Source organism: Mangrovibacter yixingensis, assembly GCF_020523985.1.
In the GTDB taxonomy this organism is placed as follows: domain Bacteria; phylum Pseudomonadota; class Gammaproteobacteria; order Enterobacterales; family Enterobacteriaceae; genus Mangrovibacter; species Mangrovibacter yixingensis.
Genome location: NZ_JAIVKM010000007.1, coordinates 81,161 through 98,527, shown reverse-complemented (window position 1 = coordinate 98,527; position 17,367 = coordinate 81,161). Strand labels below are relative to the sequence as shown.

The following is a 17,367-nucleotide window of genomic DNA, read 5'->3' as shown; positions in this document are numbered from 1 at the left end:
TTGATTCACCATCTATAATATCATTAATTATTCAAACTACCTGTAGGTAATACAATTTCAATATCACTAGTTATAACCCAACCTTCTGTTACCTTTCCACTCTCAGCAACATATTGAATATTTGTAAAATCACCTTTCTGTTCCACGACACCCGCAACATCTTGTTGAACAATCCAACCTTTTCTCCTTGCCTCACGATTCGGCAAAGAATAAATATAGACTTTTTCTTTTATTGCGGTAGCAAGCGACTGCCAGTTTGTTGATTTTATTTTCTTTAAATTAATTCCAGTATTAATTTGCGGCCCTATAACATTGATGCAACCATCATGCTCCGTACCTCCGGGGATTTTCAATACTACCCCCGTATCAGACGATTTAATATAACCACTTTTTTGTACTGATGACCATGAATTAATCAGGATTGTTCCACGCTGATTATCATGCCCATAAAAATAAAATGAGCAAGTAGGATCACTGTCTCTTCCTATTGATTCCTGATAATAACCGGATATATCACCAGACTTACTCTTTGCAATGAGGAGACTGTCATATATCCCCGCCGAAATATCAGACGCCATAACAGGAAAAGTAACCATCCCAATAATACAAGCCAAAAATTTTTTCATAAAATCCCCGAAACATCAAAATGCACAAAAAATGGAAATCAATGTTAATTATACAGTATTGAAACATAGACCTTGATACTTAGAGCCTATCATCGCTTCCCATGCTGAAAACGAATTCCGCGGATCATACTGTCCGGGGAACAGGGCTATCTGCCCTTCGTTAAAGGTGTAATTCATAGGGGTCTCTGGAATGGCATTATCTGTTGCGCCGGGCGCGCAGTAACCGGCCCGGCGGCGGTGTTAATGTGAAGCGCGGTAAAGGGTTTTCAGTGCCTGGAGCGTGGCCGCACCCTGCGAACCCAGTTTTGCTGTCAGGGCATTGTCTGTAGTGAAAGCGCCGGTTGCTGTATTGACCGAGAAGATAACGGATTCAACTGCACTGGCGTTGGGCGATTGTGCATCATAAATAACAGCAAGCTTGATACTGTCTTTATCATCAGCCAGCACGCCCACAGCACGGGTTCCGCCACAAACCTCGGCTTCCCAGTTATCGAAACCAATGGTTGGCACCAGATTCTGAATTTTTCCGTCCGGGGCTGCCCATGAAACAAAACAAACATTGTCGTCATTAGCATTAAAACCCTGGCCTGCAAGAATATTCCCCAGAACTTTATCATCACTTTTTACTGAGAAAGCCTGTTTATCAACCGGTGCACCATTTTCAATCTGCTGTTTTGCTGCAGCCTCATAAAGGCTTTTTTCATAGCTGTGGGTATTTATTGCTTTGAGTGTCACGCCCGCTAAAGCAGAAACAGGGAAAAGTAGTGACAGCGCTAAGGCACATGCACTTATGCGTGTTTGATTCATTCAGATAACGCCTTTTGGTAGTTATGAGCCAGTTTATTATCATAATTATTTTTACGATACGCAGGCCCATTATAATTATAAGCAAATGAAGCCCAGTTTTTATTAATCAGGGCATTTTTACGATGTGCGTTATTCGCGATAAATCTGACAAAGGCATCCAATTGCCCCTGGAGTGTTCCCATCGCTTTCACAAAATCATCAACCGAAGAAAAGCCAGCTTCCTTGAAGTTGTTACCCATAATTTGAAAAGCGCCCCAGGATGCCGACCGGAGTGCAGCATTTTTATCGAGTTTCATGGCTTCTTCAAGCTTGCCATACTGAGCACTGTATTTTCCATATCCACCTGCTGTAGGGTTAGACAGCACCGGATTACTGTCATACTTTCCGCCAGTTAACTTATGGAAGTAATGGCGTTCATATAAAATTGACGGGCGGCCTTTTTCATCAAATGCCCCACGGGGAGACTCGGTGTACACCACCGCTTTGATGGCAGCCACTTCACAGCCTAAAGTTGCAGCGGCCTGAACAAACTGTTCCTGAGTAATGCCAGGTACCCTTGTTGTGCGATTAACAGTGGTATGGAAATTGGCATGCAGGGTCAGGTTACGCATGGTGACGCCGTTCGGGTCAATCACGCCATCCGGGTTACGCATCCGCACCACTTTTTCCTGAAACAACCGAATTCTGGCTATGGTATTTGGGCCAATCTTTCCATCTTCTGCTAATAAATGACCTGGTCTTGTAATAACACTATTTTTATTCAATAAGGTTTGAATTGTGCGAACATCACCATATAAATTACGCTGATTTTCGCCAACAGGTGAATTTATCCTTGCCATAAAGCCCTCAAAATATTTAATAAGTATTGTTGTCTTAATTAAATAAAAAACATTCACTTCCCATGCTGAAAACGAATTCCGCGAATCATTTTGCGGTACTGCTCGATATCGCTTTCGCTGTAATCGCCCACGCAGGTGCCGATATAACAAACCTTCTTTTTGCCCATAACCGGGTCATCCAGCAATAAAACGGTCTGTTTTTGGTGAACGGGTGTGTTGTCGCTTTTAAATTCGTAGAACAATTCGGCGGCAGGGATGCCATCTACATCAATGATTTCAAAAGAGTTCAGCCTGAAATCAGCCAGGCTTTCTTCCAGTTCGCGAATCATACTGGCCGCAACATCGTGCAGCTTGTCGTCAATACTGGCGGCGCTGCGGGAGACGCTGAAGGTAAAGGCTTCGGTGGATTGCTCACTACGCGTAGATTTCTTCATAGTACGGTCTTAACGGTTGCTGGCGACTAAAGCCGGGCCACAGGCAGTGGTATAGCCACTCCCCCCACCCCGTGTCGATGAATAAAATAAACGTGCTGCCCTGTGGTATTAAGCATCGCCCGTTCCCGGGCGATTCAGGCACATTGTCGGCGCTGGCTATTCTTCGTTGGCATTAAAAACAAAGAAACTGTCGAGATCTTGCTGGATGACGGATTTAAAATCTTTACCCGGTGCTGAGGTATTAGAGCCATTACCTGAGTTCAGATTTAATGGCTGCGCATTAATATCTCCCTGGCCGCTTACAGTGATATTCAATTTGGTGCCAATAATCGTTACCGAGCCGTCTTTAGCAAGCTCAATGGCGCTATTACCACATGCCAGGCGAATACCCTCTCCGGTGGTCAGAATGTAGTTATTAACCACTTCTTCCATCATATTGCCGCCGGTGATGGTTTTCACTTCTCCCTTCACACCCACAGTCTGGTCTTTAACCACGCGCTGCACTTCATTTTCACCTACAAAATGGGTGTGGTTTTTATCGATGTTATGGTTTTCATCGTTTTCCACATCCACGTCCAGGTTGCGTTCAGCGTGGAGCCACACCTGTTCTGAACCGGCTTTATCTTCAAAACGCAGGGCGTTAGCGGTACTGGCGGTGCCGTCTTTGGAACGGCTCAGGAAGCCCATTTGCGTTGCAGCAGCAGGCAGTGCCCAGGGTGGCATACTGGCATCGTTATACACACGGCCGGTAATGATGGGGCGATCCGGGTCGCCGTTAATAAAGTCCACCACCACTTCATCGCCCACGCGGGGAATTTGTACGCCACCGTAACCCTGGCCTGCCCAGGCGCTGGAAACACGCACCCAGCAGGAGCTGGTGTCATCGCCTTTTGCCAGGCGGTCCCAGTGGAATTTCACTTTTACCCGGCCGTATTTATCAGTCCAGATGGATTCCCCGGACGGCCCCACCACTTTTGCCGTCTGCGGCCCACCAGTTCGTGGCCACTGGGCGCTGAATGCCGGGCGGAACGGAATAGAAGACGGGATCACGGTAAAATCAGTACGGTGAATGGTGTCGCTGTCACTGCCGCTGGCATAGCGGTTTTCTTCATACATGTAATCTGCGCTAATGGTCAGGTATTCGCCGTTATCGCTGAAGAACGGCGCATTAAGCAGAGTAAAGGTATAACCCGGTGCAATCCCGATTGCTGTGCCAGTGCCATAAACCTTTTGGTGTTCTACTTGCCAGCGCTCCTGGCGGATACGGGCGTAAAATTCACCGTGCCCGTGTTCCACAAAGCGCCCTGGCCAGTCGTAAACGTCTATGCTGCCCGGCGAAGGTGAAACCGGGTTCTGCCGCGCCTGGTAAAGCCAGGCGTTGGGTTTGCGGAAGTCGTAATCGTCCAGGCTGTAAATACCCGGCGTCACGCTGTCTTCCAGCGCCCACTGGCTAATACCTTCTTCATCGGTACTGCCGCCAGAGCCCGTTACATGGTACGGAATGCTTTCATACCCGGTGAACGGCACATGCTGCTCTACCGCATCTGTCAGCACCATCGTGTGTTTGTCTGCCTCGTGGCGGAAGTGGTAGCTGATACCTTCCAGCTCCATCAGGCGGCTGATAAACGCGAAACTGCTTTCCTGGTACTGAACGCAGTATTCCCACACCCGGTAGCTGCCGGTAAGTTTATCTTCAATGTTGACCTGATATTCGCCCAGCAGGGTTTTCACAATCTGCGGTACGGTCTGGTTCTGGAAAATACGCAGGTTGTGGTCGCGTTTCATTGGCCACAAATCGGGTTCCACTGTCAGCGCGTACACCGCATAACGGGTGCCACTGATTTCTGTCGCGCTCACACCTACTCGGGTAATTTTGCCGTTGATATAACGGGAGGTAAGCAGATTTTCCGTTGGAATGGTGACGGTAATGGCTTTTCCCAACAAGCTGCTACGGTCGATACGGGCATCTGTGCCCAGCACAGTCACTGTCAGCGCAAAGGATTCCGATAACGCTTCACGCCCGGAAAGTTTCCAGAATAACAGCCCTTCAACCGGGAGCTGGACGGTAATTCGGTTCAACATAAATTCATTCCCAGGATGTGTTGTTTGCAACAGAGAACACAGCGGCACACCTGTTGGTGTCACCGCTGCCTACTGGCGAATAAGAGGACATACTCTTTAGATTTCACAAATTGCAGGCGTGGCCGCTCTTGCGGAGCCTGCAATAAAAATTATTGGAGTAAAGGTGTGTTAAACACAGCAAAACCGGGCAATAAGATAAGCCCGGTAAATTTACTGGTAAGAATCAGGCGGGCAGTTAACTGACTGCCCGTTTCAGGTACTCAGGATTGCGGGTTGATAAACCAGGTGCCGGGGCGGTCGACGGTAATGTTTTCATTACGTGCATCACCGTGGCCAGTCACTCTTAGTTCGTACTGCCCGGCAGGCAGTTGCAGTGAAGCAAAACCATTGCTGGCAGGAACAACCGCTTGTTGCTTGCCATTCAGCGTCAACTGGTCGCCTTCGCGCATCCGCACATAAACCAGGGCAACAGGCTCTGCATTAGTCGCAACCGGCGTAGTAACCGCTGCTGGCGCAGACGATGTGTTAGCCGCAACCGCCGTATTACTGGCAGTATTTGCCGGGGTGGCCGGTGCTGGTGCTTCGCTGGCGGTTGGCACTGATTCAGAACCGCCACCATGGAATAACACACCACCCAGCGCAACCCCAACCAGAACACCCGCAGCAACCAGGCCCGGCATCATAAAGCGTTTCAGCCCGGCAGGTTTCGGGGTTTCTTCTTCGGTTTCCACCGGCACCAACATGGTACCTGGGCGGTTAACCTGTGCGACATCATCAATACCGGCTACCGGGGTTTCCACCAGCGCGGCAAAGGCATCAATGGATTGTGGCCGGTCTTCCATTTTCAGTGCCAGCGCCTGGTCAATCGCATTCAGTAACGCCGGTGAGAAGCCTTGCGGGCGGCGTTTCATCAGTGGCTGGTAGTTATCTTCAATGCTACGCACCACACTGACTGGCGGCGGTGCGCCCACAACCAGAGTATGCAACACGGCACCCAGGGCGTAGATATCCGTCCACGGGCCCTGTTCGCTGTCGTTGTCATCGGTGTACTGTTCGATAGGCGCAAACCCAGGGCGCAACATGGTTTCAGTTTCATCGGAAATATTGCCGATACTGCGCCGGGCAGAGCCGAAATCCAGCAATACTGGCAAACCGTTATCCTGAATCTGGATGTTATCCAGGGAAATATCCCGGTGCAGGTAACCTTCCTGATGGATGGTTTTCACCGCGCCCAGCAGCATGGGCAGCATGCGGCGGATCCAAGTTTCATCGATACGTTCCGGGTGCTGTTCGCGCAGGCGAGATAATGTCGTGCCGCTGTAAAACGCGGTGCCCATATACGCCGTATCGTTATGCACCCAGAAGCGCAGCACATGCAGCAGGTTCGGGTGGTTAAAGCGAGCCAGCAGGCGCGCTTCCTGAATAAAGCTGTTCAGCCCGGCAGTAAAAGCTTTGCCGAAGCGTTCGCTACGCAGTACCAGGCGCATATCGTCGTTGCGCACCGCCAGCGACGATGGCATGAACTCTTTAATGGCGATAGTGCGTTCCAGTTGATGATCCCAGGCGCGATAGACAATGCCAAACCCGCCACCACCAATGACTTCCTTAATTTCAAACTCATTGAAACGGTATCCAACGGGGAGTGCGTTAGATACGGTCCGATTGTTTTCGTATTCCGACATAATGGGAAAACTCGCTTCCTGTGGTAATGGCGTTACGCCTCAAACTGACACTGAAATTCGCCCTGTTCAACCATGATACGCAACCGCCGGAATTGTTCATCCCGCGCACTGGCACTCAGTAAAAGGGTACTCATTTGCGGCAGTAGCGTGTTAGTGAGAATGGCATCAACCATGCGCCCGCCAGACTCAACTTCCGTACAGCGTTGAACGATTTGGGTGATAACGCTATCGTCCACGTCTGAAATAATGCCATGGTTTTCTTCCAGGCGGCGCTGAATACGGTGTAATTGCAGACGGACAATTTCCGCCAGCATAGTATCACTGAGCGGATAATAAGGTACGACCAGTAAGCGCCCCAGTAAAGCAGGTGGGAAAACTTGCAGTAATGGCTGGCGCAGCGCACCGCTCAGGGCTTCGGGGTCTGGCATCAGATCCGGGTCAGCACACATGGCGCTGATTAAATCCGTCCCCACGTTAGAGGTCAGAATAATAATGGTGTTGCGGAAATCAATATGCCGCCCTTCACCATCTTCCATCCACCCTTTATCAAATACCTGGAAGAAAATTTCGTGTACATCCGGGTGCGCTTTTTCAATTTCGTCCAGTAATACCACACTGTAAGGGCGGCGGCGTACAGCTTCTGTCAGTACACCACCTTCACCATAACCAACATATCCCGGAGGTGCGCCTTTCAGGGTGGAAACGGTGTGGGCTTCCTGGAACTCACTCATATTGATGGTAATGATGTTCTGCTCACCGCCGTATAAAGATTCCGCCAGTGCCAGCGCGGTCTCGGTTTTCCCAACACCCGATGGGCCACACAGCATAAAGACACCAACAGGTTTGTTCGGGTCGTCCAGGCGGGCTCGCGTGGTTCGCACCCGGCGGGCAATCATTTCCAGGCCATGGCGCTGGCCAATCACACGCTGGTTGAGTGTATCGGCCAGTTGCAGCACGGCATCGATTTCGTTTTTCACCATGCGCCCCAGCGGGATGCCTGTCCAGTCGGAGACAACAGCGGCAACCACATTGGCATCTACAGCGGCAAACAGTAACGGGGCATCGCCCTGTAATTCGCGCAGTTGTTGCTGGCGCTCGCTGAGTTGCTGATTAATGGTTGATGCCCGGTCATCATCGGCCTCGGGTGTTTCTGGCAACGCGTGGCGCTCGGCACGTAACGCAATAATATCGTCCACCAGCGTGCGCTCCTGCTCCCAACGCGCAGTCAGGGTTTCACGCAGGGCTTCTTCACGGGCTTTATCTGCTTCCAGGGTTGTAACCCTGGTGCTGTCACCCAGGCCAATGCGCCCTTCACGGTGGGCAATCTCCAGTGCCACTTCAATGGCTTCCAGGCGATGCAGGCAGTCTTCCAGTTGTGGCGGTGGAGCACTCTGGCTCACTGCCACACGGGCACAGGCGGTATCCAGCAGGGCAACGGCTTTATCGGGCAACTGGCGTGCCGGGATATAGCGGTGAGAAAGTTTCACTGCGGCAGCCACGGCTTCATCCAGCAGTAATACATGGTGGTGTTTTTCCAGCGGGGAAACCGTGCTGCGCAGCATTAACAGCGCTTTTTCTTCATCCGGTTCGTGCACTTGTACAGTCTGGAAACGGCGGGTAAGCGCCGGGTCTTTCTCAATGTATTTTTTGTATTCGGCCCAGGTGGTGGCGCCAATGGTGCGCAGTTGGCCGCGAGCCAGCGCCGGTTTCATCAGGTTGGCGGCATCGCCAGTTCCCTGCTGCCCACCCGCACCAATCAGGGTGTGAATTTCATCAATAAACAGGATGATGGGTTCCGGGCTTGACTGGACTTCGTTAATCAGGCTTTGCAGGCGGGCTTCAAATTCGCCTTTCATGCCAGCACCAGCCTGCAGTAAACCGATATCCAGCAGCCAGAGCTGTACCGCCTGTAAAGGTGCCGGGACATCTCCTTGTGCAATGCGGCAGGCCAGGCCTTCGACAACGGCTGTTTTCCCCACCCCAGCTTCACCGGTAAGCAGTGGGTTGTTCTGGCGGCGACGCATCAGAATATCCACCATCTGGCGAATTTCTTCATCACGGCCAACTACCGGGTCGATTTTGCCATCACGGGCTTTTTCTGTGAGGTTCTGGCCATATTGCGCCAGGGCGCTTTGCTGGCTGCCCGGCGCGGCCTGTTCGCTTTGTGGTGCGCTGGCAATTTGCTGGGCTTCTTTGCTGTTGGCAAAAATGGTGTCGAACTGGTCAATAAGCTGGTCGGCGTTCAGGCGGGTAAACTGGCCGGAAATTCCCTTCAACACATTGGCAAGGTTCCAGGTTTTCAACAGGCCAATCAGTAGATGCCCGCCGCGAATACGCCCGGCACCAAAAGTGAGAGAGGCATATACCCAGGCGCGTTCAACTGCTGTGTCCACATGTTCCGACAAATCAGAAATCGCAGTTGCGCCACGGGGCAGGCTGTCCAGTGCAGCCACAATGTCACGCGCCAGGGCTGCTTCGTCGAGGCCGAAATGGCGAACCAACTGTTGTAAGTCGCCGTCCTGCTGCTGCATTAACTGATGCAGCCAGTGTGCAAGCTCAACGTAGGGGTTGCCGCGCAACTTACAAAAGGCGGTTGCGCTCTCCAGCGCGGTAAATAACAGCGTATCCAGTTTGCCGAATAATACGGCACGGCTGATCTCTGACATGATTATTCCTGTTGACGGTTGGCACCAGGTGCCTGAAATACAATGTTGTTATTGTTGTAAAACCCAACCCATGCGTTAGCTGTGTTCTGGCTCCGGCATAAACACCAGATCATGGCGGTCAGGTTTTTTCGGGCTCTCGCCCAGCCAGGCGCTGTACCCCAGGCGGGTGTTGCCGCCAAGAGTTGCACCGGTTGCCTCGGCACCTTTTAGGGTAAGGCGCACATCCCAGGCATAATCCGTTCCCAGGTACTGGCGTACCCAGTCACGTAATTCAGTTACTTCTCGCCCACCTGGCAGAAAACGCTGGTAGCCCTGCAAGCTAAGTGGGCCAATTTCGAGGCGGAATTTATGCTGCACATCGCGCACGGCAATGCCCACAAAGGTCGATTCCCCCAGGCGCGGTGCCCGCCGCCCCTGGCCACCCAGCCGGGTTTGGTCCCGCGGGTCTATCGGCATCCAGTGCGGAATATTGCCACGCACCCGTACCGGTACCTGGAAATAGTGGCGCAGCATTTTTTCCAGCCCTTCAGCATCACGACCACTGCGAGTCAGGTGTCCGGCCAGCCCAAACCGGGCATGTTCACTCAGGCTTCCCCGGTGGCGCTGCCCGGGTAACCCCATACCAGTAAGGCAGGCCAGGTAGTCTTCAAAACGGCGGTTATCCGGCCTGTCCAGCGAAACTGTGGGTTGCGCATCGGCCCAGGCACGGTAAAACAACAGGCTCAGGCGATGGTGAAACAAGTCGGCGAACGCACTCAGGGAATCATCCTGGTGGTGATAGATACGTTCACGCACGTATTCTGTCATGTGCACTGGTAACGGGCCGTTGGGGCCAAATAACCCGAAGCTGAAAATCGACACTTCGTGTAAATCGGTACCGTCGAGTGTTTTTACCGTTGCCAGTGTGGAGGGCGCAAACGCCATCGAAGGTTGTTGGGCAACCCGTAAGACATCAAAACGGGGTAACGGCGCACGCCCCAGGGGATAACGGCCACCGCCCTGGGCATCAACCCGGCGCAGTAATTGAAACAGGTCATAACGCCAGGGCGCTGCCATAACAGCTGGCCAGAAGTTTTCCGCCAGGCGGGTTACCCGCGTAATTGGCGGTAACCGGGTTTCAGGTGTTGAGGTTTCACTCATATCAGTGCCCGTTTCCCCATACGTGGCCCCCACCAGCCAATTTCACCGCGTTGCTGGCTGGTCAGTGTCACTTCCGTAAAACTGTTGATTGCCACCAGGCGGGAGAACACACGCTCGAGCACACTGCCAAGCAACCAGGGGCTGAACCCAGAGAAATCCTGTTCATCCACTTGCAGGTCAATGGCAATGCCACGGGCAAAAACAATCGGCCCAGGCTCCGGTACCCGGCGGTGAACCGGGCGTAACTGGCAACGGCGCAGGCCATCTATCTGGCGGGCAACGGGCACTTCTGCAAGGTTGCCATACAGCCCGAGCAGCTGGCGCAGGGCTTCAGCCCCTTCACCGTTTTCGCTGTCCATCAGGCTGAGGTAGTTCATTTGCAGGTGGCTGATAAGCCGCCAGGTGGCAACCCCTTCGGCCAGAGCCGGGCGCGGCGGAGTGGGGCCTTTCAGCAAAGTGATACCGGCAACGGGTAGTGAATCCGGCATCACAAACTCACCCAAATCTTGTTGCAGCATCAGCGGTAAATCCCGGCTGGTGCACAGCACTTCTGCTGTCAGGTGGCTCAGGCTGTCGGACCAGGGCGTATGGCTTTCATCTACCAGTGAAACAAACACTTCAGAGCCGACATAGCCGGTACGGGTGCCATAACGCAGAGCATGCTCTGAAAGCGCGCGCTGTTCACGGCGCAGGGAGAAGTAAGTGCCGTAGTTGCCGTGGTCACCACTGAATGATTGCCAGAACGGGCGGAATAGCTGCTCTTCCCGGCGATCAGAACGTGAGCCATAGATATTTTTTACCGCATAGATTTCGTAATCCAGTGGGCGAACATTATCAACAACTAAGTGGTATTCGCCCTGGCTGTCCTGAATCTTTTGCCGCTCCGCATATTTGGGGAACAGGTTGATAACCGGTGTGCAGTGCAGGGCAAAGTACGCTTTATCCACGATGCGCTCCAGCGCACTGTCGGCTTTATCCAGCAAAATAACGATGTCAAAAGCACTGGCTCCGGCACTTTTCGCCAGCAGGCTCTGTAACTGGCTGATGGCAATAAACTGGCAACGCGCCGGGAATGCGAAGTATTCCTGTAGCAGGCGGTAGCCATCGAAGTTTCGCAGGTCATCAGGCAACATAGCCTGTTCCGGTGCGAACCCTTCCTGGGTCAGGGCATCATCGCCCAGCACAATACGTTGCGGTGATGGCGCCACGGTCTGGCAAAACAGGCCCACAGAGTGCTGCATCACCAGCTCAAGTAATTTCTGTGCTTCTATGTCCGGGCCACTGAGGAAAAAATCCAGCCGGTCGAAGTTCAGGTTTTCCAGCGTATTTTTGCCATTGCAGCTAATGCGAATACGCAGTGCGCTGGCAGCACCCCGTTGGCTTAGCCCCATCGCCATCAGTGGTGCATCGGCCGGGACGCCACCCAGTTCCACATTGCTGATATGCAGTGGCAACAGCGTGACATCATGGGCAGTAGTCCAGGCACAGGTGACACCATTTTTTTTCAGCGCCAGGCTGTCCATCATGGTGCCACGTGGCACGGTGAAGCCGTCGCTCAAGTCGCCTTTTTGCATATCAGGCTGGAGCTGGGCAATCGCCATAGAGGGCGTGGGCGCAAGGTAGTTCGGCGCGAACATTTCCAGCAATCGCTGAGAGAAACGCGGAAATTCCGCATCCATTTTTAGCTGGACGCGCGAGGTCAGAAAGGCAAAGCCTTCCATCAGGCGTTCGACGTAAGGGTCTGCGACTTCGATACCCCGCATCCCGAGCCGACCGGCCACTTTGGGATAGCGGCTGGCAAACTCTGCACCCATTTCGCGCAGATACGCCAGCTCGCGGTTGTAATAGTCGAGAAGTTTACTGTCCATAATCAGCCTGCGTCTTTTAACTCAAAATGCCCGTTTTCCAGATCCACATCGGTGCGGAACAGGAACTCCAGCGGCCAGGGAACACACCACAACCGGCCTTTTATTTCGATGGACAAAACGTTGTGTGCATCCAGCGATTGCGGGTCAGACAGACAGCGCACTTGCAACCCTTGCGGAATGATTCTGGGTTCAAAAGCCAGAATCGCTTCGGTGAGCTTGCGCTGAATATCCTGCCATTCAATTTCCGACATCCGTTTCCCGGCAAGCGGAGCGATACCGAAATTCACGACCGAACGGCGAATATGGGCAAAATCGCGCAGATCGTTCTGCGCTTCATTGTTGATGGTGTTGAACAGCCACTGTAAGTCGCGCAGCACGTTGCGGCGCAGTGTGCTGTGGGAAATCAGATTATGGCTGGCGGGTTCTTTTTGCTGATCGGGCGCGTCATCTGTCAGCCGGTCCAGCAGGGAGGGCTGCATTTTATCGCGCGCGCCCACTGTCTGCTTACTGGCCCGTTGGCGGTAGCCAGTTCGTAGCAGATCAGAAGGGTTAGCGTTCTGGTCGTGATTACTCATGGTCAGATTCGGAGCCAGCGAAGGCCAGCGTATCCAGTGTCAGCAAGGAATAAGCATCATCGGCATTGAGCAGCACTTTCTGCCCCTGGCCGAGACAAAACGCACCGTCTTCGTCCAGTGCTGCCCAGTGGGTTTCGCGCCCCAGCAGAAAGCGGTCTTCCGTGCGGGCATCTACCGGGTAACGCGCCGGGATTTGGCAAACTTGTTCGCTGCCATCTACCAGAGTGATTCGGGCATGCCGCCACACCAGGTCGGTGACGCTTGCCGGAGCCTGAAAAATGATTTCCCGAATGGCGCAAAATGGTGCCCAGAAGTAATGCCCGTTAACGATAAATTCGCACACTGGCCCCAGGCGAGCATCGCCATCCATCAGCCAGTCAAACGCCACACTTTCTTCGTTTACTTGCAAGGAACCCGGATTCAGTTCCGCGGCTTCCAGTGCCTGTTCGCGCAGTGCCAGGGCTGCGGCGTTATCGCCTGCATTTTCCCGTGCCAGTGCGGTAACCAGATGCTGAACCCAGGGCCAGGCTTCTTCCGGCATTCTGGGCGCAGTCTCACCGGCAAAAACCTGTGCGCGTGTTATTTCGCCTTCAATTGCCTGTTCCAGCAAGGTCACCGTGGGTTGTGCCTGGGGTTTCAGCGCCGCCCAGCTTTTCAGTTGGGTACGGGCACGCTGCCAGTTTCCCGCCAGACAGAGCAACTGAACAAACGCTGCACGCAGGTCCGCATCCGCAGGCCGGGATTTAATGTCACTTTCCAGGCGCGTCAGGGTTTCTGCCAGCGAATCTCCGGCCATCTGTTGGTAGAGGGTGTGCATAATCATTCCTTGTGGTGGTTAGGTTACTTCAGCGTATGGTATGCGCCTGCTGCCGGGTCTTTGAGTTGCAGATGCACGGCTTCCACCAGTTGAATGGTCAGCGCGGTATTCGGCTCCAGGTAAGGCCCCCAGACTTTGCGCACTTCATCCAGGCGGGCTTTCAGTTTGTCGCCGTCACTGGCCTGGTCACGCGGCATTTCTACCGCTACCGTGCCATCCACCTTCCAGCCGTTAATCCGCGGGACATACTGCATAATCAGCCAGCTTTGCGGTGAACGTTCGTCGCTCACCACCATGCGTTCGTTATTGACCGAAGCAATCAGTAAGGTGTTGGTGTTGGCTGCTGGGTTAAACCCGGCCACCGGGAAGCCGTGAACAAAGGTCATGGTGATAGTCTGGCTGCCATTCTGGCCCTGTTGGGTAACTTTACCCCGGCCATTCAGCCAGCCACCTTTTTCACATTTTCCGTCGTCTTTTGCCGGAATAAACAAGGCCTGTGAGGCGCTATCACCCTGCCAGAAGGTGCGCAGGCGGCAACCATCTTTCAGGTTAAATTCAAACCAGGGTGTACGGTCTGCGGGTTGTGAAAGGTCTTCTGCGCGTTGATTATTTGCCGGGGGAATAGCGGCAGCAATAACCTGAGCAGCAGGGGCGATATCAACACGCCAGTCATGCTTTTTCTCTGCAGTACCGGTCGCCAGTTTGATGCCATCCGGGGCTGTCATTTGCCAGCGCAGGGTGTTTAGTGTGCCACACTGGCTTTGCAGCAACTTGCCAACCTGTGGCAGGAAAGCCTGCAGGATTTCCGGTTTTTTCTCGCCGTTCGCAACAATACGCAGCGGTAATTCATTGGTACACCAACTTTTCGCTGTGTTGTCCTGGATGTTGTCTATCCAGACATCCAGCTTCAGGGACGGTGACTGAACAATCCGGTAATTTTCTGCCCACGCGCTGGACGATGCCGCCAACAACGCCAGTAAACCCGAAAGCCAATATTTCATATAAATCCTTGTTCGATTCAATCAATCACGAAGGGGAAAAAATTGTGCGGCCTCTGCCAGTGTGTGGATCAGCGTGGTTTCTTGTGGCTGACCAACCCATACGGCTATCGCACTGTAATTATCCTGTGTATCGTCACTGGTTTCGCCATATTTACGCAGGCTTTGGTGCATCAGTGTCAGCCACTCTTGTGGCGTGTTCACCATTTGCAAAGACTGCTGCATCTGTTCTTGTGTTACGCCATGCCAAAAACCATCAGTACACAGCAAAAAAGCATCACCGTCTTCTACAGGAACCACATCGCTGTAGCTGGCTTCCCGGCGTTCATCACCCATGCCTAAGGCAAAATAGAGCAGGTTGCTGCTGACACCTTCTGTCTGGTGGCCGGCATCTTTTAACTGCTGGATCAGGCTGTGATCGGTGGTGACCTGGTATAAAAAGCCACGCCGGAACAAATACAGGCGGCTGTCACCCGCATGTGCCCAGTACGCCAGGTGGTAATCGCGGTCAATAAACAGGCTGACCAGTGTGGTGCCCATTTTGCTGTTGTCCTGGTCGTTTCTCTGTTCGCTGCGAATTGCCTGGTTGGCGTTATTTACATACTGGCGGATATACTGCGGGTTAAGGTGCTGCTCGCCATCAAACGCCGCCAGGATAGCATTACGGGCGATACGCGCGGCCACTTCGCCACCTGAGTTACCCGCAACACCATCACATACCAGAAAGCATGCCGCGCGTTCGCCAATCACCTCACCGGTTTGATCCTGGTTGCTTGTCCGCTCTCCTTGTTGGGAGAGCGATGCCATGGTGATATTCATTCTTCTTCCGATCCACTTTGTGAGTCTTTGTACTGGTTCACTTCCATGTCGTAAGCGTGCAGGAATGCTTCACCAAACAAGGTATGGAAGTCATCTTCAATTTCCCCAGCGGTTTCGCCGTAGGTTTTCACAAAGTAATCCCACAGAGCAGCTTTGCGGCTGCCAGGTAAACCAATGCGCGACACTACGCCATCTTCTCGTGCCTGCTCTTCGAGCTGTTCCGGGTTAAACGACTGCAGCATGGCGGCAATAATGGCCCGGATACCGGAGATCATGCCCAGTTGGTGAGCCTGCAGGTCTATCAGGGCATCACGCACGGATTTTCGCGGCGGCATAAAGCCGGGCATGCGCGTACCGAACATTTGCATCAGCACGGTTTTCCCGGAGGGCAGTAATTTGAACGGGTTGTTGGCATCGTCCAGCACCATGGTCATATCGGCTTTGACACCGCGTTTGAGAATGGAGCGGGAAGAGAGCAACGCCACCGTGCCCTGCGAAAACATACTCAGCATTTGCCCAAACTGGCGCATGTTTTCTTTGTCGAACTGCGGTACGGGCTGCATGTCGCCAAGGCCCATACCTTCCAGTAATGCAGCCAATAACTCGCCCTGCAATACATCACCTTCACCTTGCTGGCTGGTGACCGGCGCGGTTTTGTCGGCAGGCGACGGTGAGGCGACCGGGTCGATACGCAGGCGGCCTTTGGGGGTCTGCACATGGGCGCGTTGCACGGTCTGCGGCGTGGGCAGGGTAATGCCTTCGTAGCCGCTGGCCGCTGGTGTTGCACTGGCTGGTATGGTTTCTTCTGCGGTTTCCTGCACTGGTGGCGGTGTTACCAGGATATCGGCTGGGGTAACAGTCGTGGCTGTCTCGTCTTCAGCAAACAAGGGGGAAGATGCCAGCGATGCCGTTTCAAACAGTGCAGAAACCGGGTTTTCGTTGTTTGTGGCTGCAGGGTGTGTGGCTGCAGGTTCGGGTTCACGGGCAGGCTGTTCTGCCACAGAAGGTTTTATGGCATGTGGCTCATTTACATGCGGCTCTGCTGCATGATGCCGTTCTGCCGGTGTTATTGCTTCCGGCGGTTGAGTGATGCTGTCGGGTGCCGTTAATGGCACGGCATTCCCCATCATCAGGCCCAGCGGGTCATCGTGGTTACGTGCTGCCGGTGTGGCTTCACTGGCACCGAATAAAGCCAGTGGATCCAGTTCACTGTTGCCAACTGCCGGTTTATTTTCTGCGGTTTCCGGCTGAACCAGCGAAGACGGGGTATTGTCTTCAAAAATGCTGTCGCCGCTAAACAGTGAAGACTCTGCGAATAAGTTATCCGTCTGCGGTTTTTTCTCGTTAAACAGCGGCTCGCTGGTATTGAACTGGGCGAGTGGGTCTTCCGGGTTACGCTCCGCGCTTTCTGGCTCCGCAAAGGGGTTGTGTCCAGGATCTGCAGCCAGGTGCTCAACTTTCCCAGCCGCCGGGCCACTGGAGATATTGTCGGAAATAGAGAATTCCTGCATCAGGCTGTCCCAGATTTCACTGGGGACAGCCGCTGTGCCATCGGTGTTGACAGCTGCGGGTTGCACTGGCGCAGCAGGCGCCGGGCGAACCGGTGCAGGTGCTGCCTTATGAGGAACGGCACTGGCGGCATGGTGTGCAGCAGGTTGTTGAGGCGCAGTCGGCTGCGCCCCCAGTGCCGTAACTTGCAGGCGGTATTCATCAATGCCCAGAATATCGCCATCTTCGAGTTCAACCTGGCGGCCGCGATCCAGCGGAATATCATTCAGCAGTACGCGGGTGATGTTGCCACGGTTAGTAATGCGGCAGGTGCCCTCTGCTGTAATATGCACTATCGCCTGCAGGCGAGAAATGGTGCGCGTTTCATCTGGCAGCACAAGGTTGTTATCGGAACCGCGCCCAATGGTGCCGCCTGGCGGATAGAAATCGCAACTGGTCTGCGGCGGTTGTTGACCCGGTTTGTTGGTGATTATCGTGAATCGCATAGCGTATTCCTGCCTGGGTA

General features: G+C 53.4%; 14 protein-coding genes. All 14 read right to left on the bottom strand.

Annotated features, from left to right (window positions below; all coding sequences use genetic code 11):
• Positions 1–23 precede the first annotated feature (23 nt).
• Positions 24–626, bottom strand: coding sequence for a hypothetical protein (locus LC084_RS18745; RefSeq protein WP_226572812.1), 603 nt, complete (start codon positions 624–626; stop codon positions 24–26).
• 240 nt (positions 627–866) lie between these two features.
• A complete protein-coding gene (locus LC084_RS18740) occupies positions 867–1,433 on the bottom strand; it encodes a hypothetical protein (protein ID WP_226572810.1) in 567 nt (188 codons plus the stop codon).
• On the bottom strand, positions 1,430–2,272 hold the full coding sequence (locus LC084_RS18735) for an N-acetylmuramidase domain-containing protein (protein WP_226572808.1): 843 nt from the start codon (positions 2,270–2,272) through the stop codon (positions 1,430–1,432). The genes LC084_RS18740 and LC084_RS18735 overlap by 4 nt, the downstream gene beginning before the upstream one ends.
• A gap of 53 nt (positions 2,273–2,325) precedes the next feature.
• On the bottom strand, positions 2,326–2,706 hold the full coding sequence (locus tag LC084_RS18730) for a DcrB-related protein (protein ID WP_226572807.1): 381 nt from the start codon (positions 2,704–2,706) through the stop codon (positions 2,326–2,328).
• Positions 2,707–2,862: 156 nt separating this feature from the next.
• Positions 2,863–4,788: a type VI secretion system Vgr family protein gene (locus tag LC084_RS18725; protein ID WP_226572804.1), complete on the bottom strand. Its 1,926-nt coding sequence runs from the start codon at positions 4,786–4,788 to the stop codon at positions 2,863–2,865.
• A 260-nt stretch (positions 4,789–5,048) separates the two neighbouring features.
• Positions 5,049–6,470, bottom strand: a complete 1,422-nt coding sequence (locus tag LC084_RS18720; protein WP_226572802.1) for a serine/threonine protein kinase — start codon at positions 6,468–6,470, stop codon at positions 5,049–5,051.
• 32 nt (positions 6,471–6,502) lie between these two features.
• The gene (gene tssH / locus LC084_RS18715) at positions 6,503–9,136 is read right to left on the bottom strand and encodes a type VI secretion system ATPase TssH (protein WP_226572801.1); all 2,634 of its coding nucleotides are present in this window, start codon (positions 9,134–9,136) and stop codon (positions 6,503–6,505) included.
• Positions 9,137–9,211: 75 nt separating this feature from the next.
• A complete protein-coding gene (tssG, locus tag LC084_RS18710; protein ID WP_226572800.1) occupies positions 9,212–10,276 on the bottom strand; it encodes a type VI secretion system baseplate subunit TssG in 1,065 nt (354 codons plus the stop codon).
• Entirely contained in the window at positions 10,273–12,144 is a 1,872-nt protein-coding gene (gene tssF, locus LC084_RS18705; protein WP_226572799.1) for a type VI secretion system baseplate subunit TssF, read from the bottom strand. Before tssF ends, tssG begins: the two co-directional genes overlap by 4 nt.
• 2 nt (positions 12,145–12,146) lie before the next feature.
• Complete coding sequence (gene tssE, locus LC084_RS18700) at positions 12,147–12,719, bottom strand: type VI secretion system baseplate subunit TssE (protein WP_226572798.1); 573 nt, start codon at positions 12,717–12,719, stop codon at positions 12,147–12,149.
• Entirely contained in the window at positions 12,712–13,536 is an 825-nt protein-coding gene (locus LC084_RS18695; protein WP_226572797.1) for a type VI secretion system accessory protein TagJ, read from the bottom strand. The genes tssE and LC084_RS18695 overlap by 8 nt, the downstream gene beginning before the upstream one ends.
• A gap of 23 nt (positions 13,537–13,559) precedes the next feature.
• A complete protein-coding gene (locus LC084_RS18690) occupies positions 13,560–14,537 on the bottom strand; it encodes a hypothetical protein (RefSeq protein WP_226572796.1) in 978 nt (325 codons plus the stop codon).
• 21 nt (positions 14,538–14,558) lie between these two features.
• Positions 14,559–15,353: a PP2C family protein-serine/threonine phosphatase gene (locus LC084_RS18685; RefSeq protein ID WP_226572795.1), complete on the bottom strand. Its 795-nt coding sequence runs from the start codon at positions 15,351–15,353 to the stop codon at positions 14,559–14,561.
• Positions 15,350–17,347 (bottom strand): type VI secretion system-associated FHA domain protein TagH, encoded by a 1,998-nt coding sequence (gene tagH / locus LC084_RS18680; RefSeq protein ID WP_226572793.1) that lies wholly within the window; start codon positions 17,345–17,347, stop codon positions 15,350–15,352. Before tagH ends, LC084_RS18685 begins: the two co-directional genes overlap by 4 nt.
• Between the last annotated feature and the right edge of the window lie 20 nt (positions 17,348–17,367).

Excerpts from the sequence above, each read along its gene's own strand:
- LC084_RS18725 (WP_226572804.1), bottom strand. The coding sequence starts at position 4,788 with ATGTTGAACCGAATTACCGTCCAGCTCCCGGTTGAAGGGCTGTTATTC.
- LC084_RS18745 (WP_226572812.1), bottom strand. The coding sequence starts at position 626 with ATGAAAAAATTTTTGGCTTGTATTATTGGGATGGTTACTTTTCCTGTT.
- tssE (WP_226572798.1), bottom strand. The coding sequence starts at position 12,719 with ATGAGTAATCACGACCAGAACGCTAACCCTTCTGATCTGCTACGAACT.
- LC084_RS18735 (WP_226572808.1), bottom strand. The coding sequence starts at position 2,272 with ATGGCAAGGATAAATTCACCTGTTGGCGAAAATCAGCGTAATTTATAT.
- LC084_RS18695 (WP_226572797.1), bottom strand. The coding sequence starts at position 13,536 with ATGCACACCCTCTACCAACAGATGGCCGGAGATTCGCTGGCAGAAACC.
- LC084_RS18690 (WP_226572796.1), bottom strand. The coding sequence starts at position 14,537 with ATGAAATATTGGCTTTCGGGTTTACTGGCGTTGTTGGCGGCATCGTCC.
- LC084_RS18720 (WP_226572802.1), bottom strand. The coding sequence starts at position 6,470 with ATGTCGGAATACGAAAACAATCGGACCGTATCTAACGCACTCCCCGTT.
- tagH (WP_226572793.1), bottom strand. The coding sequence starts at position 17,347 with ATGCGATTCACGATAATCACCAACAAACCGGGTCAACAACCGCCGCAG.
- LC084_RS18730 (WP_226572807.1), bottom strand. The coding sequence starts at position 2,706 with ATGAAGAAATCTACGCGTAGTGAGCAATCCACCGAAGCCTTTACCTTC.
- LC084_RS18685 (WP_226572795.1), bottom strand. The coding sequence starts at position 15,353 with ATGAATATCACCATGGCATCGCTCTCCCAACAAGGAGAGCGGACAAGC.
- tssH (WP_226572801.1), bottom strand. The coding sequence starts at position 9,136 with ATGTCAGAGATCAGCCGTGCCGTATTATTCGGCAAACTGGATACGCTG.
- LC084_RS18740 (WP_226572810.1), bottom strand. The coding sequence starts at position 1,433 with ATGAATCAAACACGCATAAGTGCATGTGCCTTAGCGCTGTCACTACTT.
- tssG (WP_226572800.1), bottom strand. The coding sequence starts at position 10,276 with ATGAGTGAAACCTCAACACCTGAAACCCGGTTACCGCCAATTACGCGG.
- tssF (WP_226572799.1), bottom strand. The coding sequence starts at position 12,144 with ATGGACAGTAAACTTCTCGACTATTACAACCGCGAGCTGGCGTATCTG.